This window comes from Streptomyces sp. NBC_00400 (genome assembly GCF_036048035.1).
In the GTDB taxonomy this organism is placed as follows: Bacteria; Actinomycetota; Actinomycetes; order Streptomycetales; family Streptomycetaceae; genus Streptomyces.
The window spans coordinates 4,574,284-4,596,814 of the sequence record NZ_CP107940.1; the positions used below are offsets into that span (position 1 = coordinate 4,574,284).

20 protein-coding genes are annotated in these 22,531 nt (G+C 70.2%); 8 read left to right on the forward strand and 12 right to left on the reverse strand.

Translation table 11 applies throughout. The annotated features are described in order from the left end of the window. Nucleotides 1-49: 49 nt before the first annotated feature. A complete protein-coding gene (locus OHS81_RS19965) occupies nucleotides 50-532 on the forward strand; it encodes a hypothetical protein (RefSeq protein WP_328386081.1) in 483 nt (160 codons plus the stop codon). Nucleotides 533-749: 217 nt separating this feature from the next. On the opposite strand, the gene OHS81_RS19970 is transcribed toward OHS81_RS19965, so the two are convergent. The 3 genes from OHS81_RS19970 to OHS81_RS19980 all read right to left on the reverse strand — a co-directional run bounded on the left by OHS81_RS19970 (nucleotide 750) and on the right by OHS81_RS19980 (nucleotide 2,889). Continuing rightward, the gene (locus OHS81_RS19970) at nucleotides 750-1,046 is read right to left on the reverse strand and encodes a WXG100 family type VII secretion target (RefSeq protein ID WP_328386082.1); all 297 of its coding nucleotides are present in this window, start codon (nucleotides 1,044-1,046) and stop codon (nucleotides 750-752) included. Between the two features lie 90 nt (nucleotides 1,047-1,136). Next, on the reverse strand, nucleotides 1,137-1,499 hold the full coding sequence (locus OHS81_RS19975) for a WXG100 family type VII secretion target (protein ID WP_328386083.1): 363 nt from the start codon (nucleotides 1,497-1,499) through the stop codon (nucleotides 1,137-1,139). 199 nt (nucleotides 1,500-1,698) lie between these two features. Beyond that, entirely contained in the window at nucleotides 1,699-2,889 is a 1,191-nt protein-coding gene (locus OHS81_RS19980; protein ID WP_328386084.1) for a S8 family serine peptidase, read from the reverse strand. A 1,016-nt stretch (nucleotides 2,890-3,905) separates the two neighbouring features. On the opposite strand from OHS81_RS19980, the gene OHS81_RS19985 reads away from it, so the two are divergent. Then, nucleotides 3,906-4,586: a hypothetical protein gene (locus OHS81_RS19985; RefSeq protein ID WP_328386085.1), complete on the forward strand. Its 681-nt coding sequence runs from the start codon at nucleotides 3,906-3,908 to the stop codon at nucleotides 4,584-4,586. Nucleotides 4,587-4,625: 39 nt separating this feature from the next. Here OHS81_RS19985 and OHS81_RS19990 read toward each other — a convergent pair whose 3' ends face one another. From OHS81_RS19990 to eccD, 4 genes are all read right to left on the reverse strand, one after another. Next, complete coding sequence (locus OHS81_RS19990) at nucleotides 4,626-5,108, reverse strand: hypothetical protein (protein WP_328386086.1); 483 nt, start codon at nucleotides 5,106-5,108, stop codon at nucleotides 4,626-4,628. A gap of 204 nt (nucleotides 5,109-5,312) precedes the next feature. Continuing rightward, the gene (mycP, locus tag OHS81_RS19995) at nucleotides 5,313-6,599 is read right to left on the reverse strand and encodes a type VII secretion-associated serine protease mycosin (RefSeq protein WP_443058732.1); all 1,287 of its coding nucleotides are present in this window, start codon (nucleotides 6,597-6,599) and stop codon (nucleotides 5,313-5,315) included. Between the two features lie 18 nt (nucleotides 6,600-6,617). After that, the gene (gene eccB, locus OHS81_RS20000; RefSeq protein WP_328386087.1) at nucleotides 6,618-8,165 is read right to left on the reverse strand and encodes a type VII secretion protein EccB; all 1,548 of its coding nucleotides are present in this window, start codon (nucleotides 8,163-8,165) and stop codon (nucleotides 6,618-6,620) included. Between the two features lie 83 nt (nucleotides 8,166-8,248). Next, nucleotides 8,249-9,772 carry a type VII secretion integral membrane protein EccD gene (gene eccD, locus OHS81_RS20005; protein WP_443058733.1) on the reverse strand — a complete coding sequence of 508 codons (1,524 nt, stop codon included), beginning with the start codon at nucleotides 9,770-9,772 and terminating at the stop codon, nucleotides 8,249-8,251. 115 nt (nucleotides 9,773-9,887) lie between these two features. Here eccD and eccCa point away from each other — a divergent pair, with 115 nt between their 5' ends. After that, complete coding sequence (gene eccCa, locus OHS81_RS20010; protein WP_328386089.1) at nucleotides 9,888-13,847, forward strand: type VII secretion protein EccCa; 3,960 nt, start codon at nucleotides 9,888-9,890, stop codon at nucleotides 13,845-13,847. A 337-nt stretch (nucleotides 13,848-14,184) separates the two neighbouring features. Here eccCa and OHS81_RS20015 read toward each other — a convergent pair whose 3' ends face one another. Next, nucleotides 14,185-14,388 (reverse strand): cold-shock protein, encoded by a 204-nt coding sequence (locus tag OHS81_RS20015; protein ID WP_003984261.1) that lies wholly within the window; start codon nucleotides 14,386-14,388, stop codon nucleotides 14,185-14,187. Nucleotides 14,389-14,637: 249 nt separating this feature from the next. Here OHS81_RS20015 and OHS81_RS20020 point away from each other — a divergent pair, with 249 nt between their 5' ends. Further along, a complete protein-coding gene (locus OHS81_RS20020; RefSeq protein ID WP_328386090.1) occupies nucleotides 14,638-15,537 on the forward strand; it encodes a menaquinone biosynthetic enzyme MqnA/MqnD family protein in 900 nt (299 codons plus the stop codon). 81 nt (nucleotides 15,538-15,618) lie between these two features. On the opposite strand, the gene OHS81_RS20025 is transcribed toward OHS81_RS20020, so the two are convergent. From OHS81_RS20025 to OHS81_RS20035, 3 genes are read right to left on the reverse strand one after another with little or no spacing between them, the layout of a single operon-like run. Next, nucleotides 15,619-16,476 (reverse strand): class I SAM-dependent methyltransferase, encoded by an 858-nt coding sequence (locus OHS81_RS20025; protein ID WP_328386091.1) that lies wholly within the window; start codon nucleotides 16,474-16,476, stop codon nucleotides 15,619-15,621. 19 nt (nucleotides 16,477-16,495) lie between these two features. Further along, nucleotides 16,496-16,840 (reverse strand): VOC family protein, encoded by a 345-nt coding sequence (locus OHS81_RS20030; RefSeq protein ID WP_328386092.1) that lies wholly within the window; start codon nucleotides 16,838-16,840, stop codon nucleotides 16,496-16,498. Continuing rightward, nucleotides 16,830-17,018: a CopG family transcriptional regulator gene (locus OHS81_RS20035; RefSeq protein ID WP_328386093.1), complete on the reverse strand. Its 189-nt coding sequence runs from the start codon at nucleotides 17,016-17,018 to the stop codon at nucleotides 16,830-16,832. Before OHS81_RS20035 ends, OHS81_RS20030 begins: the two co-directional genes overlap by 11 nt. Nucleotides 17,019-17,163: 145 nt before the next feature. On the opposite strand from OHS81_RS20035, the gene OHS81_RS20040 reads away from it, so the two are divergent. From OHS81_RS20040 to OHS81_RS20055, 4 genes are all read left to right on the forward strand, one after another. Further along, nucleotides 17,164-19,092: a serine/threonine-protein kinase gene (locus tag OHS81_RS20040; RefSeq protein WP_328386094.1), complete on the forward strand. Its 1,929-nt coding sequence runs from the start codon at nucleotides 17,164-17,166 to the stop codon at nucleotides 19,090-19,092. Nucleotides 19,093-19,219: 127 nt separating this feature from the next. Then, nucleotides 19,220-20,419, forward strand: coding sequence for a cyclic dehypoxanthinyl futalosine synthase (gene mqnC, locus OHS81_RS20045; protein ID WP_328386095.1), 1,200 nt, complete (start codon nucleotides 19,220-19,222; stop codon nucleotides 20,417-20,419). A gap of 38 nt (nucleotides 20,420-20,457) precedes the next feature. Further along, nucleotides 20,458-21,096 (forward strand): hypothetical protein, encoded by a 639-nt coding sequence (locus tag OHS81_RS20050; protein ID WP_328386096.1) that lies wholly within the window; start codon nucleotides 20,458-20,460, stop codon nucleotides 21,094-21,096. Nucleotides 21,097-21,159: 63 nt separating this feature from the next. Next, nucleotides 21,160-21,861, forward strand: a complete 702-nt coding sequence (locus OHS81_RS20055; RefSeq protein ID WP_328386097.1) for a demethylmenaquinone methyltransferase — start codon at nucleotides 21,160-21,162, stop codon at nucleotides 21,859-21,861. 120 nt (nucleotides 21,862-21,981) lie between these two features. Here OHS81_RS20055 and OHS81_RS20060 read toward each other — a convergent pair whose 3' ends face one another. Further along, nucleotides 21,982-22,515: a GNAT family N-acetyltransferase gene (locus OHS81_RS20060; protein ID WP_328386098.1), complete on the reverse strand. Its 534-nt coding sequence runs from the start codon at nucleotides 22,513-22,515 to the stop codon at nucleotides 21,982-21,984. Between the last annotated feature and the right edge of the window lie 16 nt (nucleotides 22,516-22,531).

Genomic DNA, 22,531 nt, shown 5'->3' on the forward strand with positions numbered 1-22,531 from the left:
CGTCGTACTGCCCGTGGGGGCCTGGGTTATATTGACAGGATGTTCAAGCGTGAAAGACTCCGGAGCTGACCCTGGATCTGCGCCAGATATTCGCAATATCTCTGAAGTGAGGCGGGAGGCTCGGGAGATCTCAAGTGTCGTTCTCGATGTGATCGATCTGAAAGGTGAGGTGAGCAAACCTGGTCCGGGAGTTTCACCCTGCGGAGACAAGGGTTCAGACAAGTTCTATACGGTCCATCATCCCTGGTCTGTTACTGGCGTTTCGGTCGAGGACATGAAGAAGGCTATGGAACGCCTCAGAAAGAACCTCCCGGGGAAGGGGTGGAAGATTGTCAGTTACGGTCCTGACGCAAGTCCGAGCAAGAGTCTTGAGCTCGTGGCTGACTCCACGAAAAAGAAGTTCTCCATCAGCATCCGACTCCTCGACCGAACCAAGCGAGCCAACCCCGCTTCGCTCAAGGCGCTGATTTCTGCAGACCTTACTTCGGCATGCTTCCAGGTGCCGAAGGGTAAGGCTGTGGACGAGTACTGATTGCCCGGCTGTGATCCGCAGCTCACTCGTCGCAAACGGGCCAACCACCGAGGCGGACGTGCAGCGGTGGCACCTCATCGGTGCCCGAGCGCTGCATTGGAGCCGCGCGCGGCTAAATCCGTCTGAGGCCGCGCTTCCGGGTTTTGTTCTCGAATTGCAGTTGGGGTGGGTATACATCCGCTGCACACCCACCCCAAGCCACATCGGTAGTCTGTTGCTACTGGAAGAACCCAGCAGCCCGACGATCGGTGGCCCGGTAGTCGGCGCTGCCGGAGCGGATCTTGGTTGCGACCTCGTGCAGGGTGCTCTGGATGTGGCTCGCGCGGCTGTTCCACTGCCGTTCCGCGGCCTGGAAGGCCTGGTGGGCCTCGCCTTCCCAGGAGTTGGAGACGCGCTTGACCGCGCCCCAGATCCTGTCGAGTTCGGCTTGCAGTTCCTTGGCGGAACGCTCGATGTCGGCGGCGGTCTGCTCTACCGCGCCGTAGGTCACCCTGAGGTTCTCGTCGCCGGCCATTTCTCCCCCACTGCTGGTGGCTGATCGGTGGATGTCGCTTTACCTGGAGGCCTGCTCCTCAGGCGTAAGCACAGGTGCAGGCGCGGGTGTTCAGTAGTTGCTGATGCCGCTGGTGGAGCCGGTGTTGAGCTGGCCGCCGGGGGCGCCGCCGTTGACGTCGATGCCGCGGAAGCTGGAAAGCACCTCGGAGTCGTTGGACTGGCTGGTGGTGCCGGTCTGGGCGATCGCGTCGTTGATGCCGTCGAGCATGCGGCGCAGGGCGGCGTGGTCCTCGTTGAGGGCGTTCTGGGCCTGCTTGAAGGCGCTGGCGCCCTGGCCGGTCCACGCCGACTCGACGGCGGAGATGGCGTTGACCAGCGTCCGCAGCTGGGACGACATCGCCTGACTGCCGCTCTGGATCTCGTTCTTGAGCTTTTCGATCTCCGCATAGGTAAGTGCGGTATTCCCTGCCATGATCCACCTTCCCCCATGAGTGGGTTACAGAAGAGCTGAGTGAGAGGTCTTGGTTTTCAGCTCGGGTTGTTGGCCGTATCTCGAGAGGTACGGGTTTCTGCGCCGGCTGCTCGTGGCGTGGGCAGTCGGAAGTCTGGTTGCTCTGTAGCTCTGGTTGTTCTGTGGTGTTCGGCGGCCGTTACGTTCGTCATGAGGTCCGTCATTGCGCCCGCCGGCGTCGGACGATGATCAGTCCGCCGGCTGCCAGGGCCGCGACTGCTGCGGTCAGTCCGGCGGTGACGGGCCAGGGCAGTGAGCTGTCCGGCGTGCCGGCTGGCTTCTGGGCGGCGTCGGCTGCTGAGTTGTCTGACCTTGACTGCGGGGTCTTGGGCGGTGTGGTGGTTCCGCGGGCGGCGAGCAGCGGGTTGATGTCGGCGGGGCCGGGATCGCCTTCCTTGTCCAGCAGCACCTTCCGGGGGCGGACGATGCCGTAGCCGAGGTATTCGCTCGGGACCTTGCCGTCCTCCGGCTTGCCGGCGGTCTCCATCATGACCCGCAGGACCTGGTTGTTCGTCCAGGTGGGGTGGGCGGACCAGATCAGGGCGGCGGAGGCCGAGGCGATGGCGGTGGCGTCGCTGGTGCCCCACGTTGTGCAGTCCAGCAGCCTTTTCGTGCAGCGCGTGGGAACGTCGACTCCGGGGGCAGCCAGTGCCACCTGTGGGCCGTACACCGAGAACTTGGCAGCTTTCAATGACCTGGTCACGGCTCCGACGCCCACTACGCCGGGGAGGCTTGAGGGATAGTCGCCGATGTTATCTTCGGCGCCGTGGTTTCCGGTCGCTGCGAAGATCAGGGCCCCTTTTTCGCCGGCGTGGTCAATCGCCGGCTGTAGGTCGGCCCTGGCCGCTTCGCTGGCCGGCCCGCCCAGTGAGATGTTGATGACCTTCGCGCCGTGATCCGCCGCATAGCGAATGGACTTCGCCATGCCCGCACTGCCGTTGGCCCCGACGCTTCGCAGCGGAAGAATCTTCGATTCCGGGGCCAAGCCCCAGGTGCCGTCCCCGCTCCGTCTGCCGGCGATGACCATTGCCATACTCGTGCCATGGCCTTGGCTGTCATGGTTGGCGCCAAGCTGGGGTGCTGAGAAGTCCTTCCCCGGCATCAGCTGCCCGCGCAGTTCGGGTACGGAGCTGTCCACGCCGCTGTCGATCACTGCAACGGTGACGCCTTCTCCCGTGCTCGTCTGCCACATGCGCTCGGCTTGCATCGCATCCAGATACCACTGGCGCGCTCTCTTGTCCGCCGCAGAGGCATTCGGTGCGAATAACCCGAGGAACAGTGAGCTGAGGCAGAGGGCAAGTGCTAAGGACAGTCGGGTTTTCCGTCGCACGCGAATTCCCGCACGAGTCACGGTGCGGTACCTCCTACTCTGTTGCTCGACCACTGTCAGGGCTATTCGATCACTGGGGGCACAACTGAAGGGTGTTGTGCAGTCCAGGATCCGCCGTCTTCCTGGAGGTAGTCCGGCCTTTGGCTCGCAGCACTCTTCCTGCGCCGCGAAGACGGGGATCCTGACGCGGGCAGCAGGCCGCTGGACTGGGCGGTGCCCCGCGCCAGGCCAGCTCCGCCTGCCGTGAAGTCGCTCGCCCTGCCGGTCGATGTCGATGGTGCTCGTCCGCTTGCCCGGCCCGGCTCGGACGTCGAACTGCGTCCTGCGGTCGGTTCTTGGGCAACACCCCCGGAGCTGTTCCTGCCGTTGGTGGAGCCGTAACCCCCGGAGCGGTGTTCCTCACCTGCCACCACTCCACCTGGCCCGGTGCCCACGATGCCACCGGGCTCGTAGGCCATGCGGCGGCCCGGAACATTCGGTACGCGTTGCCCCGTGCTGCCACCCGTATTTCCTGAATGACTGCCCCCTGCGAGCCCACGGGGCAGAGAACCGCGTTCCTCGCCCATCACCGGTCCGCGAGGCCTGTCCACGGGCTCTCCGTACGGAGGGACAAGGCGCCGGCCAGAGTGGACCGCGCCTTCCTGAGCCATCGCCTTACCCGTCCGTCCAGGGCCGACCGGCCGGGGAGCGGTCCCACCGTGTTCTTCACCCACGACGGTCCCTGTCGGTAGGTGCGGTCGTCCGACGGTGGTGCGGCCACGCCGTGCGGTTCCACCGTTGATGCCCTCTTCCGTCGCACGGCCGGAAGGACCGGGCGTTGCGGCTCGGCGGTCGGCCGTTGGCTCCGACCCGCGTGCGGCTCTTCCGGGCCTGTCCGGGACAGCCACTGTGCCGGGGCGCGATGGGGGACCGGACAGGACAGGGCCAGGAAGGGGGCTAACTGTGCCAGTGGGGGGCTGAGCCGGAGTGCTGCCCTCGCGATGCGGCGCTGCTTGGTGCGAGGTGATGGGCGTGGCGGAATCGACGGACGTACCCACATGTCGCTCATGCTGTGCAGCATCGGCAGTCGGCTGCGATGCCCCCGCGTGGTGGCCCCCGCTGCCATTGCCGGCTGTGGGGGTGGCGCTGCCGAAGCCCGCTACTGCTTCCGGCCTTCCGTCTGTCACCGGGTCCAAGGTCTGGCCCGCGTCCTTCGGCTCCGGCACAAACCCAGAAGCCGGCCGGAAGTTGGGCGCCTCCTGCTGCGCGATTTTCTCCTGGGCCGTCCGGTAGTAGGACGCCAGCCGGCTCATCTCGCCGATGGCAGCTTCCCTGTCCGGGTCTTTGGTGAGGGCGGTGACCCCGTTCGCCTTTCCGGGGTCCGTCTCCACGAAATTCCGCAGTTCGGGAGGCTTGGGCATCAGTTTGGCCTGGCCCAGTGCGGTTGCGGCATCGACCATTGCCTCGCCGGTGTTTTTGGCGTAGTGGCCCAGTTTGCGGCTTTCCCTGGCGGTTTCCCTGGTCCAGTCGTCGAAAGCCTGGGCGCCCTCGCCTTTCCAGTGGGCCTGGGTCTGCCGGGCGTATGCCTCGAGGTCGTGGGTGATTCTGGCGATCTCTTTGCCTGCGTCGACCAGGTCGGATCCCATCACGATGATGTGCAGGTGATCGGCGTCGGCCACCATGTCGTAGAGCGTCTGATGGGACGCTTTCTCGAAGTTGGTGCAGCCCTGAATGCCTAAGTCGACGGTGTTGCCTGCCATGTCCGTTCCCCCCTTGCCTCAGATGCCGTCGGAGCCCGCGGACCGGCCGTCGCCCAGTTCCGGACCGGTGGTGCCGGCGGGCTGGTGCGGGGGCTGTGGTGCCTTGTAGAGGCCTTGGGTACGACGTTGGATCGCGGCCAGGCGGTTCCGGACGTCGGCATCCACCGCTTCGTAGTCCCGGCCGATGAACTCGGTTCCGAGGCTCAGCGCCTCGATCTGGTCGCCGAACACTTTGGAGAAAGTTTCGAGTTGGGACAATACTTTTTCGTAGGTGTCCGCGATGCCCTGCGCCTCGACGAATCCCTGGCCGAAGGAAGACGGAGGGATCTTGCGATGGCCGATCGCGCGGTGATCCGCATTTGATCCCTTGAGCTGGTCCAGCAGGTCGTCCACGCGCTGTTTCAGCTTCTTCAGCTCCTCGGGATCGACCTCGAACGACCCGCCTCCGGCGCCGGTGCCCGCGCCGTTCACCTGCACGCCTGTGTTCGCGTCGGACCCCATAGTGACTCCCCCGTAAGTCAGACCCGTAAGTCAGAAACTTCAGGAGTCACTGTAGTCACCACCTCTGACAACGAACGGTGGTGTTTGGCCGGTACCGTTCAGAATTCGCCAATGGCGCGTGCCTTCACCGCGAGCCCGGGGCGAAGGCAGCGGCAGCCGGTTTTCCCGGTCATGTGGTCTTATTCCGGTGAAACCTGAGTACGGCTACTCATTGACTTGTCCCGCGGCGGGCGCAGAGGGCGCCGCGGAAGCCGCCGCGTGGCGGCGAATGTCCCGTCGGACGACCGCCACTCCCACGATGACCGCGACCGCAACGCCCCCTGCCCCCACTCCGTATGTCGCATATCGCTCCCTCCGGTCCTGCGGAGTCTCACCGTCCACCGGGGTGACCGGGTCCGGGGGAGCGGCCCGGGGCGGGCCGTCGTCCGCGCTCGCGTGGTCGAGGGGGTGGTCGTCCTCGGTCAGGGCGCGTACGGGATCGACGACGCCCCAGCCCACGAAGCTGTCGCGGCCGTTGACGGAGCGCTCGGCGGTCTGCTCGATCTGGGCGACGATCTGGTACTCCTTCCAGTCGCGGTGCTTGGCCCGCAGGAGGGCCGCGATACCGGCGGCATAAGGAGCCGAGAAGCTGGTGCCGTTGTCGACGCACTGGCCGCCCTTGGGGACGGTGGAGACCATGTCCACCCCGGGAGCGGCGACGCCGATGAAGTCGCCGCTCTGGGAGAAGGCGGCGCGCTCGTTGTTGCGGTCGGAGGAGGCGACGGCCAGGACGCCCGGGTACGACGCCGGGTAGGTCTTCTTGAGGCGGCCGTCGAAGCCGTCGTTGCCGGCGGAGGCCACCACGACGATGTTCTTGCGCCGTGCCTCGCGGACCGCCTGGGCGAGGCGGGAGTCCGCAGGGACGGGCTGTGTCGTGTCCTGGGAGATATTGATGATGTCGGCCTTCGCGGCCACGGCCGCTTGGATGGCCGCGGTCAGCGTGCCGACGTTTCCGGTGCCCTTCTCGTCGTTCTGGCGGAGGGGGATGACGGTCGCCTCGGGGGCCAGGCCGACGAAGCCGGTGCCGGGGCGCGGGCGGGCCGCGATGATGCCCGCGACCTTGGTGCCGTGGCCGACCGGATCGTAGGTGCCGTCCTTGGGCGCCTTGGGATCCGCGTCGTCGCCCTTGCCGAGGAAGTCCCGGCCGGACGTGGCCTCGACGGCTTCGGTGAGCTGCGGGTTGGTGCGGTCGACGCCCGTGTCGATCACCGCGACCCGGACCGGACGGCCGTCTTCGTCACGGCCCTTGGTGCTCTGCCACAGGCGGTCGAAGACGATCCGCTGCAGGGCCCACGGCCGCTCCTTGATCTGCTGCTTCATGGGGAAGGTGCAGGCGCCGTTGCCTTCCGGGACCGGAGTGGTGCCCTCCGGTCCTGCCGCCGTCGCAGGGGCGGCGGCCAGCGCCACGAGCAGCGCGCCCGTGCCCCAGGCCGCGGTTGTCTTCCTCCGCACCGTGGTGACTCCGTTTCCCTACGAGCCCTGGGGCTGCCGTGCGGCGTTGGCGTCCAGCCGAGGGCCCATCGGCAGGAACTGCGACCAGTTCGCCGGGACACGCACGGGCTTGAGTCCCTTGTAACCGAGCAGCATCTGCGCCCGGTACGTCTCCTGCTGCGGCGCGCCCCGGCTCTGCCCGGTGTCCTTGGCGTCCGCACCGATGCCGGAGGGCTTGGTGCTGCTGTCGTTGTTCGTCTGTACGCCGTACCGCAGGCCGGTGTCCGTCACCAGGAAGCGCCCTCCCGATGTCCCGTCTCCGGCCTGGATCTGCTGGTAGAACAGCCCGGTTCCGGGCGTCACGTAGGCGCTGGTCCCGCCGTTGACGACCGGCTGGGGATAGTCCGTCCCGGCCCAGGTGCTGAGCTGGGTGCCGCCGGACGGGGACACGGTGCGCAGCACGCTGCAGACCGTGTCCCGTCGGCCCGGTGCCGCAGCGGTGTTGGCCTGCGCGGCGGCCGGCTGCGGCCACTTCTTCTCCGCGAAGAGGTTCCCGCCCTTCGGGGTGAAGGACTGCGCGTTCACCTCCGTCGGCTCGTTGTGCTGCTGGAGCCGGCCGGTCTGCGGGGAGAAGAGCAGCAGCCGTGCGACGAAGTCCGACACCGGCCGGACCTCGCCGGGCAGCACGACGTACTGCTGTGCTCCGGAGCCCGTCGTGGCGCGGAGCACCATGCCGACCCGGTCGTCTCGGGGGTCCAGGCCCTTGATGCCGGCCCGCCGCCCGACGGACCGCGGAAGGGAGGGGAAGCCGATCGGCGTGCCGTCGTGGAACGTGGCCAGCCAGTCCTTGGTGACCTGCTGCGGCGGCCGGCTCCCCACCAGTGCACGCAGCAGCAGTTCGGATTCCTTGCCGGAACTGCCGCCGTCGATGCGGTACTTGGTGCCCTGGGGGCCGATCAGATAGCGGGCGCCGGACGCGCCGGTTTCCTGGAGGTAGAGCACCTGGCCGCCGCGCAGCCGGCCCGGTCCCTCCACCTTGTGCTCGTCGCGGGCGGCGAAGAGGAACGTGGCCTTCTGTACGGCTTTGCCGTTGCTGCCAGGCTGCTCGCACACCGCCCAGCGCTTGCTCTTCTGCGCTTCCGGGGCCTCGGGGATGCGGTCGGGGGCGTACGGGATGCCCAGGGTCGGTCCGTGCGGGATCTTCCCGCTGTCGAGTTCGTGCTCATCGACCTTGAGGACGTCGAACTGTTCGGTCTTCAGCAGCAGCCGGGCGGAGGCCATGTTGAGGACGGGGTGGAGCTGCGGCTTGCCGTCCGTGGTGAGCACGACGTAGAGGGTGGCCGACTGGCTGCCCAGGAGGACGTGTGCGCCCGGCGTGTTCCAGCCCTTGGGGGCCTGCGGCCGGAACATGCCCCAGGCGCCGAAGCCCGCGAGCACGAGCGCGGCGATGACCAGGCCGGGAAGCACGGCACGCAGCGGATGCGGGGCACCCTCGTCGGTACGGTCCGGGGAGGGCTGCAGGAAGGCCGCCACGAGTCGTTTCTTGGCGAAGGTGTAGCCGTTGAGCTCGTCCCGCCGTGATGCCATGGTGCTGAGTTCCCCCTGAGACCGTTACCCGAGTGCCGGCCGTGTGTGCGTGCGGCCACGACCGTCCTTGCCGACGCGCCGCGTCACCCGCTGGTCATGCTGCGTGCCCGGCCGTACAGGTCCAGGACCGCCAGACACAGCGGCATCAGGGACAGCAGGAGCAGTCCGTCGGTGAGATCGAGAGCGCGCCCCCAGAAGGGCGTGAGCCCCCGCTTCGGCACGGTCAGCGCCACCAGGGTCACCAGCGCCACCCCGCCCGCCAGAGCGAGTGCCAGCCAGAGGGTGCGGAGGTCGAGCTGGGCACGGTCGCCCGCGGCGAAGTCGGTGAGCGCGCCGGCCGGCGGAGCGAGGGCCATCCCCAGGACGAGCAGGGCCAGCGCCCCGAACCCCGCGATGATCACGCAGGCCACCTGCGCGGTGTAGCGGAAGAGCCGGGCGCGCAGCAGCGTGGCGAGGCCGGCGGCGAGGGTCAGCAGACGTCCCCATGCCGATTCCGACGGACCGAGCACGGCAGCGGCCGCGATGACCACCGCACAGCAGCCGCCCAGCAGCCCCAGCAGCAGCTCATGGCCGCGGCGCGCCTGTGCGGCGATGCCGTCCATGTCCACGAGGTCTTCGGCGGACATCGCCCCGCCCGGGCCCGCTTCCGCCTCCCGCTCGGCCAGGCTGCGCGGTGTGGCGTAGCCGATGGGGAGCCTGGCCAGACGCGTGGCGAGGGCGGGAAGAAAGGCCATCAGGCCGATGGTCACCGGGAGGCAGACGGCCGCGGCCCGGGCGGCCGGGGCCTCGGTGACGAGGGCGAGGAAGGACGAGAGGGTGCCGGCGGCCGTCACGAACGTGGCCCCGATGAACGGGGCATCGCCCTGCGGCGAGAGTGCGACCAGCGCGACGGACACGACGAGTGCGGCGATGCAGCCCAGCAGGAACTGCAGCTGCCCGGCCCCCTGGCCGGCGTCGGGGCCGACGATCCCCGAGCCCGCGCACCACACGACCGGTAACGCTCCGAGTCCCAGTGCCACCGCCGACGGCTGGTCCCCGTAGACACGGGCGCGGACACCGGCGAACGCGGCCACCAGCAGGCCGGCGACGGCGGCGATCACGCCGGGCAGGCTGTGCATGTCATGACGTAAGGGGTCGGCGCACCACAGCACGAACCCCACGAGGGTGAGCAGCACGCCCACCCCCACCAGGCCGGCGCCGCGCAGCATGCCGTCGCTCCACAGGCGCCGGTCCCGGGCGACGGCACAGGCCACGGCGTCGGACACCTCGTCGTAGACGGCCGGCGGCAGGGACTGTGCGAAGGGCCTCAGGTGCAGCATCTCGCCGTCGACGACCCGCTGGTCGGCGAGCGAGCGGGAGCTGTCCAGCGCGCTGCCGTCGCTCCGGAAGAGGTAGTAGCCGGTGGGCGCGTCCGGGGGCTGGGTCTGACGGGTCAGCCGCAGTACTTCCGGATAGACGTCGGAGACGGCGATGTTCTCGGGCAGTGCCACATCGATACGGCTGTCGGGCGCGACCACGGTCACCCTGCGGAAACCGGTCCCCACGCTCGTTCGCACTTCTTCCCCCTGTCCGCCACCCGGTCCTGCGCCCGGCCGGCCGTGACACATGATCCTTCCCCGTTGGCCACATTAGTCGGCAGTAGGATCGTCCGATGCGGAAGGCGCCGTCGCCAGGGGGGTGAGCGGTACGGAGATTTCCCTTCCGTCGAGGGATGGGTGCGCGGTGAGCCAGATTGTCGTCAAGCGTCCGCCGCGGGCGCTGCCGCCCGTGGTCCCCACGGACGAGTTACGCCTCGAATCGCCGCCGGAACTCCCGCGTGGCCAGCAGGAGGGCGTGCTGATGCAGCTCCTGCCGATGATCGGCATGGGCTCGTCGGTGGTGTTCTTCTTCATGCCGGGCATGCCCGGCTTCATGCGCATCATGGGCGCGCTGATGCTCGCCTCGACGCTCGGCATGGTGATCGCACAGGTCGTCCGCTACCGCCGGGGCACCCAGGGAGAGATGGCGCAAAGTCGCCGTGACTACCTGAAGTATCTGGCGCAGACCCGGCGCCACATCCGCCGTACGGCAGCGTCGCAGCGCAACGCCCAGCACTATCTCCATCCCGCTCCCGACCAGCTGTGGGCGGTGGTCGCCGAAGGCCGCCGGGTCTGGGAACGGCGGATCGGTGACGCCGACTTCGGCCAGGCCCGTATCGGCCTGGGCACCCAGCAGCTCGCCACCCCGCTCATCGCTCCCGACACCGCGCCCGTCGACGAGCTCGAACCGCTCACCGCGGGGGTCATGCAGCGCTTCCTCACCGCCCATGGTTCGCTGCGGCACATGCCGGTCGCGGTCTCGATGCGCGCCTTCTACCACCTCACGGTCTCCGGCGACCCGGAGTCCGCCCAGGGCGCCGCCCGGGCCCTGATCGGCCAACTCGTCACGCTGCACTCGCCACAGGACCTCATGGTCGCCGTGGTCGCGTCCCCCGGTGCCCTCGCCCGGTGGGACTGGACCAAGTGGCTGCCGCACGCCCAGCTTCCGCACTGTGTGGACGGGGCCGGCACCAAGCGCCTCTTCGGCGACGACCTCGCCGAACTCGAAACCCTCCTGGGCGACCAGCTGGCCGACCGCCCGCGCTTTAGCCGGGACGCACCGCCGCTGCTGGACCGGCCGCACCTCGTGGTCGTCCTGGACGGCGGGATGGTCCCGCCGGACTCCGCCTTCGCCGCTCCCGAGGGGCTGCAGGGCGTCACCGTCGTCGAGGTCGTCCCGGGGGAGCTCGACGAGCCGCGCGGCGGCCTGTCCGTCCAGGTCCACCCCGCCCGACTCCGGCTGGAATCCGCCGTCTCCGTCTATGACGGCACTCCCGACACGCTCTCCCTGGAACGCGCCGACACCCTCGCCCGCCGGCTCGCCCCGTTACGGACCGAGGGCACCGACGACGACGAGCCGCTGCTCGCCAACCTCGACTTCACCGATCTGCTCGACCTCGGCGACCCCGCCTCGGTGGACACCGCCCGCACCTGGCGCCCCCGCTCCCAGGCCGAACGCCTCCGCGTGCCGCTCGGCATCGACGAGGCCGGACGGCCGGTCATGCTCGACCTCAAGGAGGCCGCGCAGAACGGCATGGGCCCGCACGGCCTGTGCGTCGGCGCCACCGGATCGGGAAAGTCCGAACTCCTGCGCACCCTCGTCCTGGGCCTGGCCGTCACCCACTCCTCTCAGACCCTGAACTTCGTGCTGGCGGACTTCAAGGGCGGCGCCACCTTCGCCGGGATGTCGGCTCTTCCGCATGTCGCCGCGGTCATCACCAACCTCGCCGACGACCTCTCCCTGGTCGACCGGATGGGCGACTCCCTCCGCGGTGAACTCCAGCGCCGTCAGGAACTCCTGCGACAGGCGGGCAACTTCGCCAACATTCACGACTACGAAAAGGCCCGCGCCGCCGGACAGGCGCTGGACCCGCTCTCCTCACTCGTCATCGTCATCGACGAGTTCAGCGAACTGCTCACCGCGAAGCCCGACTTCATCGAGATGTTCATCCAGATCGGCCGCATCGGCCGCTCCCTGGGCGTCCATCTGCTCCTGGCCTCCCAGCGCCTGGAGGAAGGCCGGTTGCGCGGCCTGGACACGTACCTCTCGTACCGCATCGGCCTGCGCACCTTCTCCGGGGCCGAATCCCGGGTCGCCCTCGGTGTCCCCGACGCCTATCACCTCCCCTCCGTCCCCGGCTCGGGCTATCTCAAGTTCGGCACGGACGAGATGACCCGCTTCAAGGCCGCATACGTCTCCGGTCCCGCTCTCCCGGGCGGCGCCGCCGCGGACGAGGGCCCGCACCCCGTCCAGCGGACCGCCGCCCTCTTCCAGGCTCCGCCCGTCCCGCTCGCCGAGGCCGCCCCGGAGCCGGACACCGCCACCGGCACGGGCACCGGGCCCGCACCGGGCGGCGGGCTCGCCGACACCGTCCTGGACGTGATCGTCGGCCGTCTGGAAGGCCAGGGCCCCGCCGCCCACCAGGTCTGGCTCCCGCCGCTGGACAAGGCCCCCGCCCTCGACCAGCTGCTGCCGTCCGCCCTGGTGACCACGCCCGAACGCGGCCTGCACGCCGGGTCCGCGCGCGCCACCGGCGGGCTGACCGTTCCCCTCGGCCTGGTCGACAAGCCCTTCGAGCAGCGCCGCGAAATCCTGCTGCACGATTTCTCCGGAGCCACGGGGCATCTGCTGGTCGTCGGCGGCCCCCAGTCCGGCAAGTCCACCCTGCTGCGCACCCTCATCGGCGCATTCGCGCTCACCCACACCGCCCGTGAGGTCCAGTTCTACGGACTCGACTTCGGCGGCGGCGCGCTGAGCTCGATGGCGGATCTCCCGCATGTCGGCTCCGTCGCCTCCCGCCTCGACCCCGAGCGCATCCGCCGTACCGTCGCGGAGGTGGCGGGCATCCTGGCCCAGCGGGAAGAGTTCTTCCGCGACCACGGCATCGACACCATCGCCACCTACCGCCGCCGGCGCGCCGAGGGCGGGTTCCCCGACCAGCCCTGGGGCGATGTCTTTCTCCTCATCGACGGCTGGGGCCCCTTCAAGGACGAGTACGAACTCCTCGAACCGGTCGTCACCGACCTCGCCGCCCGAGGCCTCGGCTTCGGCATCCACGTCGTCCTCACCGCCTCGCGGCACATGGAGGTGCGCGCCGCCCTCAAGGACCAGCTGCTCGGGCGCCTCGAACTGCGTCTCGCGGACCCCTTCGACTCCGAGTTCGACCGCAAGGCCGCCGCCAATGTCCCCCCCGGCGTTCCCGGCCGCGGCCAGACGCCCGCCAAGCTCCACTTCATGGCGGCCCTTCCGCGCACCGAATCGGCCGGCGCCGGCACCGAACTCGCCGACGCCACCGCCGCCTTCGTCCGGGCCGTCACCCAAGCCTGGCAGGGCCCGCAGGCGCCCGCGGTCCGCCTCCTTCCCCGTAAGGTTCCCGCCGGCCGGCTCCCCAAAGGCTCCGCCCACCCGGACCGCGGCATCCCCGTCGGCATCGACGAGACCCGCCTCGAACCGGTCTATGCCGACTTCGAGACCGATCCCTTCCTGCTGGTCTTCGGTGAAAGCGAATCCGGCAAGACCGCGGCCCTGCGCCACCTCGCCCACAAGATCTCCGAGCGGTACACGTCCGATGAGGCGAAGATCGTCGTCGGTGACTACCGCCGCACCCTGCTCGGTGCGGTCTCCCCCGGCCACCTCCTCGAATACGCCGCCACCGATACGGCGCTCACCGGCCACATGGAGGCCCTTGCCGGCCTCATGGAACGCCGCCGGCCGGGCCCCGAGGTCACCCCCCAGCAGCTCCGTGACCGCAGTTGGTGGACCGGCCCCCGGTTCTTCGTGATCATCGACGACTACGACCTGGTCACCTCGTCCGCCGGCAACCCGCTGGCCGTCCTCACCGACCACCTCCCCTTCGCCCGCGACGCCGGTATCCACTTCCTCATCGCCCGCACCACCGCCGGGGTCTCGCGCGCCCTCTTCGAGCCCTTCCTCCAGCGCATCAAGGAGCTCGGTGCCCAGGGCCTGATCCTCTCCGGCGATCCGCAGGAGGGGGACATCCTCGGCACCACCCGTCCCCACCCCCTGCCCGCGGGCCGCGCCCATTTCGTCTCCCGCAAGCGGGGCACGCCCTTGGTGCAGCTGGGGTGGCTGCCGGATCAGTAGCCGAGCACCGGTCGGTCGGTGGCTGAGCGGCGGCCGGCCCGTAGCTGCCGCTCGGCAGGGAGACGGACGGGCGCGCCGGACCGGTATTCCGTTGGCTTGTCAGTGCACCCGGTCCCTCGCCGAGAGGGCGCGCGGGCCGGGGTGCGCAATGCCTCGGGAATTCCGTATTGCGCCCGCCATTCGAGTGTGTCAGGTACCCGACGGTGAAAATTCATGCAGTTGGCATTTACCCCGCGGCAAACAAAAGGCAGGAGCCCCGCTCGCCACCGAAGTGGCGGAGCGAGGCTCCTTGGGTACTGCTTAGGGGCGACCTGGAAGGAATTCCGGGCCGGGCAACTTAGACCGGCGTGACGTTCTCCGCCTGCGGACCCTTCGGGCCCTGCGTGACGTCGAAGTTCACCTGCTGGTTCTCCTCCAGGGAGCGGAAGCCAGAGGCGTTGATCGCCGAGTAGTGGACGAAGACATCCGGGCCGCCGCCGTCCTGGGCGATGAAGCCGAAGCCCTTTTCAGCGTTGAACCACTTGACGGTTCCGGTAGCCATAAGCCCTCCTTGGGCCAAAGGGTTGCCCTGCTCCAGAACCTGCAAAGAAGTCTGAAACTACAAGAGCCTGCGGGGTCACATGCTCCGCAGGCTCTGTACTGCAAGGGAAACCAAACTGCAACTTGCGCTGAGCGTAGCATGTGCTGCTCCTGAGGCGGAAGAGCCAAAGATCACGTTTAACCGATGGCACTAACGTCCAAGCGCCGCCCCGCCGCTCTGCCCCCGGGGACACGGGTCTAGCCTCCGCATGTGGACAATTCAACCTTCGGAGACGCACCCGCGGGAGCCGACGCCGGCCACCGTCGCAGCCGGCCGCGAGTGGGCCACATCCAGTTCCTGAACTGCCTGCCCCTTTACTGGGGCCTCGCCCGTACGGGCACCCTGCTCGATCTGGACCTCACCAAGGACACGCCGGAGAAGCTCAGCGAGCAGCTGGTCCGCGGGGAGCTCGACATCGCGCCGGTCACCCTCGTGGAATTCCTGCGCGCCGCCGACGACCTCGTCGCCTTCCCCGACCTCGCGGTGGGCTGCGACGGCCCGGTGATGTCGTGCGTGATCGTCTCGCAGAAGCCGCTGGACCAGCTCGACGGTGCCCGGGTCGCCCTCGGCTCGACCTCGCGTACGTCCGTACGGCTGGCCCAGCTGCTGCTGGCCGAGAAGATCGGCGTGCGGCCGGACTACTACACCTGCCCCCCGGACCTCGGCCTGATGATGCAGGAGGCGGACGCGGCGGTGCTGATCGGTGACGCCGCGCTGCGCGCCAATCTGCACGACGGGCCGCGGCTGGGCCTGGCGGTGCACGACCTCGGCCAGATGTGGAAGGACTGGACGGGCCTGCCGTTCGTCTTCGCCGTCTGGGCGACCCGGCGCGAGTACCTGGAGCGCGAGCCGGCCGTGGTGCGGAAGGTGCACGAGGCGTTCCTCGCCTCGCGCGATCTGTCGCTGGAGGAGGTCGCCAAGGTCGCCGAGCAGGCGGCGCGCTGGGAGACCTTCGACGAGCCGGTCCTGGAGCGGTACTTCACCACGCTCGACTTCCGCTTCGGGCCCGAGCAACTGGGCGGTGTCACGGAATTCGCCCGGCGGGTCGGGCCGACGACCGGGTTCCCGGCCGATGTGAAGGTGGAGTTGTTGGAGCGGCCGGGCGGGTAGCCGGCGGGCTGGCGGAGCACCGGTGTCCTCCTGCCGCAGCGCCGCCGGGCCCAGCACCGGCGGCGCTGCCGTAACTGCAGGTCAGATGGTTGCCAGCAGGAAATCTTCGCCGCTGGACGGGCGGAGGCCGTCGGTGCGGTCGGCGAAGTAGCGCTCGGCGAGCACGTCTCCCGGCAGGTGCCGGGTGTCCTCCAGGCCCGCTTCGCGGGCCAGCGCCAGCATGTCCTGCGGGGCGTAGAAGCTGACGAACGGTGTGCCGGATGCTTGCGCTCCTGCCGTGCTCGCCCGGAGGCCGGGCCGGTCGGATGCGTCGACGAGGCCGGCCGGCAGCAGGAAGGTCATGGCGAGTGTCGATCCCGGCGCGAGGGCGGCGACCCGGCGCAGGGTGGCCGCGGTCGCGTCCTCGGTGAGGTACATGCTGACGCCGGTGGAGACGATGACCGCCGGACGGTGCGGGGTGAATCCGGCGGCGGCGAGTTGCTCCCACCACGACTCGCCCGCCTCGAAGTCGACCGGCACCAGGTGCAGCCACTCGGGGATGCCGTAGCCGAGTTCCACCAGGCGCCGGCGCTTGAAGGCCTGGGTCTGCGGCTGGTCGACCTCGAAGAGCTGCAGGCGGGAGGCGATCTCCGGTCTGCGCTGGGCGAAGGTGTCCAGGCCGGCCCCCAGCATGACGTACTGGGTGACGCCGTGCCCGGCCTGCTGGACGACCAGGTCCTCGATGAAGCGGGCGCGAGCCACCATGGCTGCCCGGAAGGCGCTGGTGGCCTCAGGGGCCATGTCCGGGCGGCGTGTCCAATCGGCGTCGGGCCCCACCAGCCGCAGGCCGACCTCGTCCTCCAGTACGTGGGGCGCCGCATCGACCCGGACGTGCATCGCCCGCCAGAGCGCGCAGCGTACGGCGGTGTTGTCCGGTGCCCTGGTGGCTTCGTCCTTCATGGTGCCGCCTCCCTTGCGGTCAGTTCCCGGCGGGAGCCTGGAGGTTCCACAGGCGCCCGTCGGGGTCACGGACGGTCGCCTGCCTGGTCCCGAAGTGGGTGTCCTCGAACGGCGTGACCACCTCGACGTCCGGACCGGGGCGGAACGCCTCGGCATCCGGCACCGTCAGCACGACCTGCATCCCGGGCTTGTGGTCCTCGGGCACCTCGGCGATGAAGACGTACGCGCCCTGACCATTGCGGAGCCGGCCGGAGCTGTGGTCGGTCGCGAAGTCCAGCTCGAAGCCCAAGGCCTGGAAGAACCTCGCCGACTTCCCCCAGTTGTGCGTCTCCAGGAAGACGGCCTCGATGCCATCAGTCGCCATTTCCGCTCTCCTTTCCGGTCGTCCGGGCTTGCTCGCCGGGATCGTCGAGGTAGGCGCGCAGCGCGTCGGCGACCAATGCCGACAAAGACCTGCCCGAGTCGATGGCGTGGTACTTGACCTGCTTGATCAGCGTGACCGGCAGATAGACGTTGAACTGCTTGACTTCCTCATCACCCACGGCCAGAAGCTAGCATGCTAGCAATCTGGTGTCGAGGGGTGGAGCGGCCGCCACGAGACAGGCAGGCGGGTGCGGGCCTTGTGCGTCTGGGGGACCGGCAGGCCCGGGTCATAAGCTGGGTGCGCCGTATCGAGGGGGAGGCGCCATGGAGGCGTTGGCAGCGGATGATCCACGGGTCCTGGGCGGGTACCGGCTGCTGGGCCGGCTCGGCGCGGGCGGGATGGGCCGGGTCTACCTCGGGCGCAGTGCGGGCGGGCGCACCGTCGCGGTGAAGGCCGTCCATGCGCATTTCGCCGCGGACGATCAGTTCCGGGCCCGGTTCCGGCGCGAGATCGAGTCGGCGCGGCGGGTGGGCGGCGCCTGGACCGCTCCGGTGCTGGACGCCGATCCGGACGCGGCCGTGCCCTGGGTCGCCACCGGCTATGTCGCGGGCCCCTCGCTCGCGCAGGCCGTTGCCGCCTTCGGACCGCTGGCAGAGCACTCCGTACGGGCGCTGGGCGCCGGGCTGGCCGAGGCGCTGGCCGCGGTGCATGCGCTCGGGCTGGTGCACCGGGACGTCAAGCCGTCCAATGTGCTGCTGACGCTGGACGGGCCGCTGCTGATCGACTTCGGGATCGCGCGGGCCATGGCGGGCACCGCGTCGCTGACCTCCACCGGGGTCTCGGTGGGGTCGCCCGGCTATATGGCGCCCGAGCAGATCCTGGGCAAGGGGGCCACAGGGTCCGCGGATGTCTTCTCGCTCGGTGCGGTGCTGGCTTTTGCGGCGACCGGCCTCAGCCCGTTCTCGGGTGATTCCTCCGCTGCCCTGCTCTACAAGGTCGTCCACGAGGAGCCCGAGTTGGGCCCCCGGCTCACCGGTGACCTGCGGGAGTCGGTGGCCGGCGCGCTCGCCAAGAACCCTGCGGACCGGCCCGCCCCGGAGGCGTTGGCGGCCTGCCTCGCGGGGGAGGGGAGCGGGGGCGCGGCGGGTTTGGTGCGGGCCGGGTGGCTGCCTGGCCCGCTGGTCGAACGGGTCAGCCGGCAGGCGGTGGAGCTGCTGAATCTGGATGCGGGGGAGGGGACGGCGGCCGGGGGCGCGGCAGGAATGGTGACGGCGGCGGGGACGGGCGCCGGTGGGGCGGGAGTGTCTCGGGGCGGGGTGTTCGGGCCGCCGGATTCCTCGTACAGGGCGGCGGATCCCTCCTCTGGGACGGCGTCCGGGCTGGTGCCGTTCGAGAACCCGCTTCCGGCCGGGCCGCCCGGTCAGCCGCCGGGCGCCGCCGGTCTCCCCGGTCAGCCGCCCGGCCCTCCGCCGCAGCCGCCGTCCTGGCCGGTGGCCGGCGCTGCGGCGTCCTCCGCGGCAGCCGGCCACGCACCTTCCGCGACGGCCGGCAGCCACCCCGCGACGGCCGGTGCCGGCCACCCCGCGGTCCCCGGCACGAACCGTCCGCCCGCCGCCTCCGGCATCGCCGACCTGCCCACCGGGGCGCCGCCTGCCGCCCCCGAGGAGCGGCGGATCGCGCTGTCCGCCGCGGTCGGCAGCCCGGGCCGGCCGCGGCGGATGAGCTGCACGCTGGTGCTGTCGGTGGCCGGTGCGCTCGCCGCCGCGACGACGGCCGGGTTCGTCTTCCACCTGCTGCCGGGTGGGGGCGGCGGCACGGACAGCGGGGCGCAGACGGGCGCCAAGCCGCCGGCCGGCGATGCACCGACGGCCCGCCCCACGAGCCCGGGCGACGCGGCCGGGCCCGCCACGGTGGCCAAGGCTTTCCTCGGCACCTGGTCGGGCAGCGTCACCACGGTGCACGGGATCCCCAACGGCACGATCACCAGCGTCATCAAGCCCGGTGGCAAGGGCGACTACGTCATCCACACCACCTACGACGCGGTGCTGGTGAAGTGTCAGGCGAAGGCGAAGCTGGAGTCGGCCACGGAGCGGCGGCTGGTGCTCATGGAACGGCCGGACGGCAAGCAGGGGCCCGGCTGTACGGGCAACGAGTCCCGTGTGACGTACACGCTCGGCAAGGGCGGCACGCTCGGCTTCGCCTCGCAGGACGACGCGGGCGGCACACCGAGGGCGACGCTGACACAGCGCTGAGGTGGTGTGGGCAGGGCCTGGGGCGCCGGGCCCTGACGCGGGCGCCCGCTGACCGGCGGCGAGGCTGTCGTACCCCTGACGTACGCTGGTTCAGTTCGTGATGCCCGCCTGCGAAAGGGACGCCCCGGTGACCGAGAACGCCGACCTCCAGTCCGTACTCGACCGCGCCGCGCAGGGCGGCCGCATCACGCCACAGGAAGCGCTCGACCTGTACCGCTCCGCTCCGCTGCATGCGCTGGGCCAGGCCGCCGACGCCGTGCGCCGCCGCCGCTACGCCGGCACCGAGCACATCGCGACGTACATCATCGAGCGCAACATCAACTACACCAATGTGTGCGTGACGGCCTGCAGGTTCTGCGCCTTCTACGCCGCGCCCAAGGACACCGCCAAGGGCTGGACCCGCGATCTCGACGACATCCTGCGCCGCTGCGCGGAGACCGTCGAACTGGGCGGCACCCAGATCATGTTCCAGGGCGGCCACCACCCGGACTACGGCGTCGAGTACTACGAAGAGCACTTCTCCGCCATCAAGAAGGCGTTCCCGCAGCTGGTCATCCACTCCCTCGGTGCCTCCGAGATCGAGCACATGGCCCGGATTTCCAAGGTGTCGGTCGAGGAGGCGATCTCGCGTATCCACGCCGCCGGCCTGGACTCCTTCGCGGGCGCCGGCGCCGAGCTGCTGCCGGCCCGCCCCCGCAAGGCCATTGCACCGCTGAAGGAGTCCGGCGAGCGCTGGCTGGAGATCATGGAGGCGGCCCACCAGCTGGGTGTCGAGTCCACCTCCACCATGCTCATGGGCACGGGCGAGACCAACGCCGAGCGGATCGAGCACCTGCGGATGATCCGGGACGTCCAGGACCGTACGGGCGGCTTCCGCGCCTTCATCCCGTACACCTACCAGCCGGAGAACAACCACCTGAAGGGCCAGACGCAGGCCACCCTCTTCGAGTACCTGCGCATGATCGCCATCGGCCGGATCTTCCTCGACAACGTCGCGCACATCCAGGGCTCGTGGCTGACCACCGGCAAGGAGACCGGCCAGCTGTCGCTGCACTACGGCGCCGACGACCTCGGCTCGATCATGCTGGAGGAGAACGTCGTCTCCTCCGCCGGCGCCAAGCACCGCTCCAACCGTATGGAGATCATCGACCTGATCCGCAAGGCGGGACGGGTCCCGGCGCAGCGCGCGACCACGTACGAGCACCTGCTCGTGCACGACGACCCGGCCAACGACCCGGTCGACGACAAGGTCGTCTCGCATCTGTCGTCGACGGCGATCGAGGGCGGCACGGCGCATCCGGAGCTGAAGTTCGTCGAGGCCAACTGAGCGGCCTGCGGGCGGCGTCGGAAGCGAGCTGAGCGGCCGTGCTGACGATTCACACCGCCGATGCGGTGTTCGGGGCCGGTCCGCGGTGTGACGCAGTGGCCGTCGGCGGCGGTGTGATCGCGGGCGTCGGGACGCTGGAGCGGATGGCGGCCGAGTGGCCGCAGGCCAGGGTGCGGCGTTGGCCTGGGCTGATGACGCCCGGACTGGTCAACCACCAGGCGGTGGCGCTGCTCGAAGCGGCCTACCACCCGGATCCGCGGGAGGCCGACGAGCTCGGCACCGACCCGATCACCGGCGACGCGCTCGCGGCGCTCCCGATGGGCGATGCGCGCTGGGGCGCGAGCGCCCGGCGCGGCTTGCAGCGCATGCTCCAGCACGGTACGACGGCGGTGGCCGGGCCCTTCCACCGGCCGCCGGTGCGCACGGCCGTGGCGCGCTCAGGCCTGCGGGTGCGCGATCCACGGCAGGGGCACGACGTCGCAGCCACGCTCGACGTCTTTGCCGTGCAGCCGCTGAGCGCCGTGCTGGGCGGCGACCTTGCCGAGGGCCGGCCGGCGGATCTCGCGGTCTTCGACGTACCGGTCGACGAGCTGCCGGCCCGCGCGCTACGGCTGTACGGGGCCACAACGTGCCTGGCCACCGTCCTCGCCGGCCGTCTGGTGTACCGCCGCCGCTGACGGCGGGCGTGCCGGGCCGTGCCCGGTGCGGGTACCGGCCCCGGCACGGTGGACAATGGCCGGGTGACCCGAGCATCCCTGGACAAGCAGCCGCACGAAGTCGCCGCGATGTTCGACGACGTGGCGGCACGGTACGACCTCACCAACGACGTGCTCTCCCTGGGGCAGGCGCGGCTGTGGCGCAAGGAGGTGGACCGTGCGGTGGCCGCCCGGCCCGCCGAGCGGGTGCTCGACCTCGCGGCCGGTACGGGCACCTCCTCGCTGCCGTTCGCGCGCAGCGGCGCGTACGTCGTGCCGTGCGATTTCTCCGTCGGCATGCTGGGGGAGGGCAAGAAGCGGCATCCGTGGCTGCCGTTCACGGCCGGTGACGGCACCCGGCTGCCGTTCGCGGACGGGGTGTTCGACGCCGTCACCATCTCCTTCGGGCTGCGCAACATCCAGGACACCGACGCAGCGCTGGCCGAGCTGTACCGGGTCACCAAGCCCGGCGGCCGGGTCGTGATCTGCGAGTTCAGCGAGCCGGCTTGGGCGCCGTTCCGGACCGTCTACACCGAGTACCTGATGCGCGCGCTGCCGCCGGTCGCCCGCGCCGTCAGCAGCAACCCGGACGCCTATGTCTATCTCGCCGAGTCCATCCGCACCTGGCCGAACCAGCCCGAACTCGCCGCCCGGCTGCAGGGCGTGGGCTGGACCGAGGTGGCCTGGCGCAATCTGACCGGGGGCATCGTGGCGCTGCACCGGGGGCGTAAGCCGGCCGGGAGCTGACGGCGGGACGCCGACGGCCGGGAGCCGGCGGGTGCGAGCTGACGGCCGGGAGCTGTTGGCGGGAAGCTGACGTCCGGGGGGCGACGGCGGCCGCCGGCCCCGTCGCCCCCCGCCGACCGCTCACACCTCCAGGCGGTGGCAGTAGGCGGTCCGTTTCCCGTTGGGCGTGATCACCCTCTCCGCCCGTCGCATCCCCAGCCGCCGGGTCACCGCGATCGACCGCTCGTTACGCGCATCGATCACGGAGACCACATGGCGGACGCCGGCCGCGCGGACGGCCTCCAGCGCGGCCTGCGCCGCGGCGGTGGCGTAGCCCTTGCCCCAGGAGGCGCGGCCCAGCCGCCAGCCGATCTCGATCTCGCCCGCCGGGCCCCAGTCCGACGGCCACGGCTGGGCGCCGGTGAAGCCGAGGACCGCGCCGTCCACCGGATTCACCAGCGTGTACAGGCAGAATCCGCGCTCCGCGTGGTGCCTGCGCTGGCGCGCGGTGAGCTCTTCGTAGACGGAGAGTTCCGCTGGTGTCCCGCCATGGAATTCCATGACGTCCGGGTCGTCGAAGACCCGGTGCCAGTTCAGCGCGTCCTCCTCGGTGGGCACGCGCAGTTCGACGGCGGGAACCGGCCGGTCCACGGGCGGGGTGTTCACAGACTTCACGGCACAACCCTTCAGG

Bases quoted from the DNA above. Each gene is read 5' to 3' on its own strand.
- OHS81_RS19970 (WP_328386082.1), bottom strand. From the start codon at position 1,046: ATGGCCGGCGACGAGAACCTCAGGGTGACCTACGGCGCGGTAGAGCAG.
- OHS81_RS19975 (WP_328386083.1), bottom strand. From the start codon at position 1,499: ATGGCAGGGAATACCGCACTTACCTATGCGGAGATCGAAAAGCTCAAG.
- OHS81_RS19985 (WP_328386085.1), top strand. From the start codon at position 3,906: ATGTCGCTCATGCTGTGCAGCATCGGCAGTCGGCTGCGATGCCCCCGC.
- OHS81_RS19990 (WP_328386086.1), bottom strand. From the start codon at position 5,108: ATGGGGTCCGACGCGAACACAGGCGTGCAGGTGAACGGCGCGGGCACC.
- eccB (WP_328386087.1), bottom strand. From the start codon at position 8,165: ATGGCATCACGGCGGGACGAGCTCAACGGCTACACCTTCGCCAAGAAA.
- eccD (WP_443058733.1), bottom strand. From the start codon at position 9,772: ATGTGTCACGGCCGGCCGGGCGCAGGACCGGGTGGCGGACAGGGGGAA.
- OHS81_RS20015 (WP_003984261.1), bottom strand. From the start codon at position 14,388: ATGGCTACCGGAACCGTCAAGTGGTTCAACGCTGAAAAGGGCTTCGGC.
- OHS81_RS20025 (WP_328386091.1), bottom strand. From the start codon at position 16,476: ATGAAGGACGAAGCCACCAGGGCACCGGACAACACCGCCGTACGCTGC.
- OHS81_RS20030 (WP_328386092.1), bottom strand. From the start codon at position 16,840: ATGGCGACTGATGGCATCGAGGCCGTCTTCCTGGAGACGCACAACTGG.
- OHS81_RS20040 (WP_328386094.1), top strand. From the start codon at position 17,164: ATGGAGGCGTTGGCAGCGGATGATCCACGGGTCCTGGGCGGGTACCGG.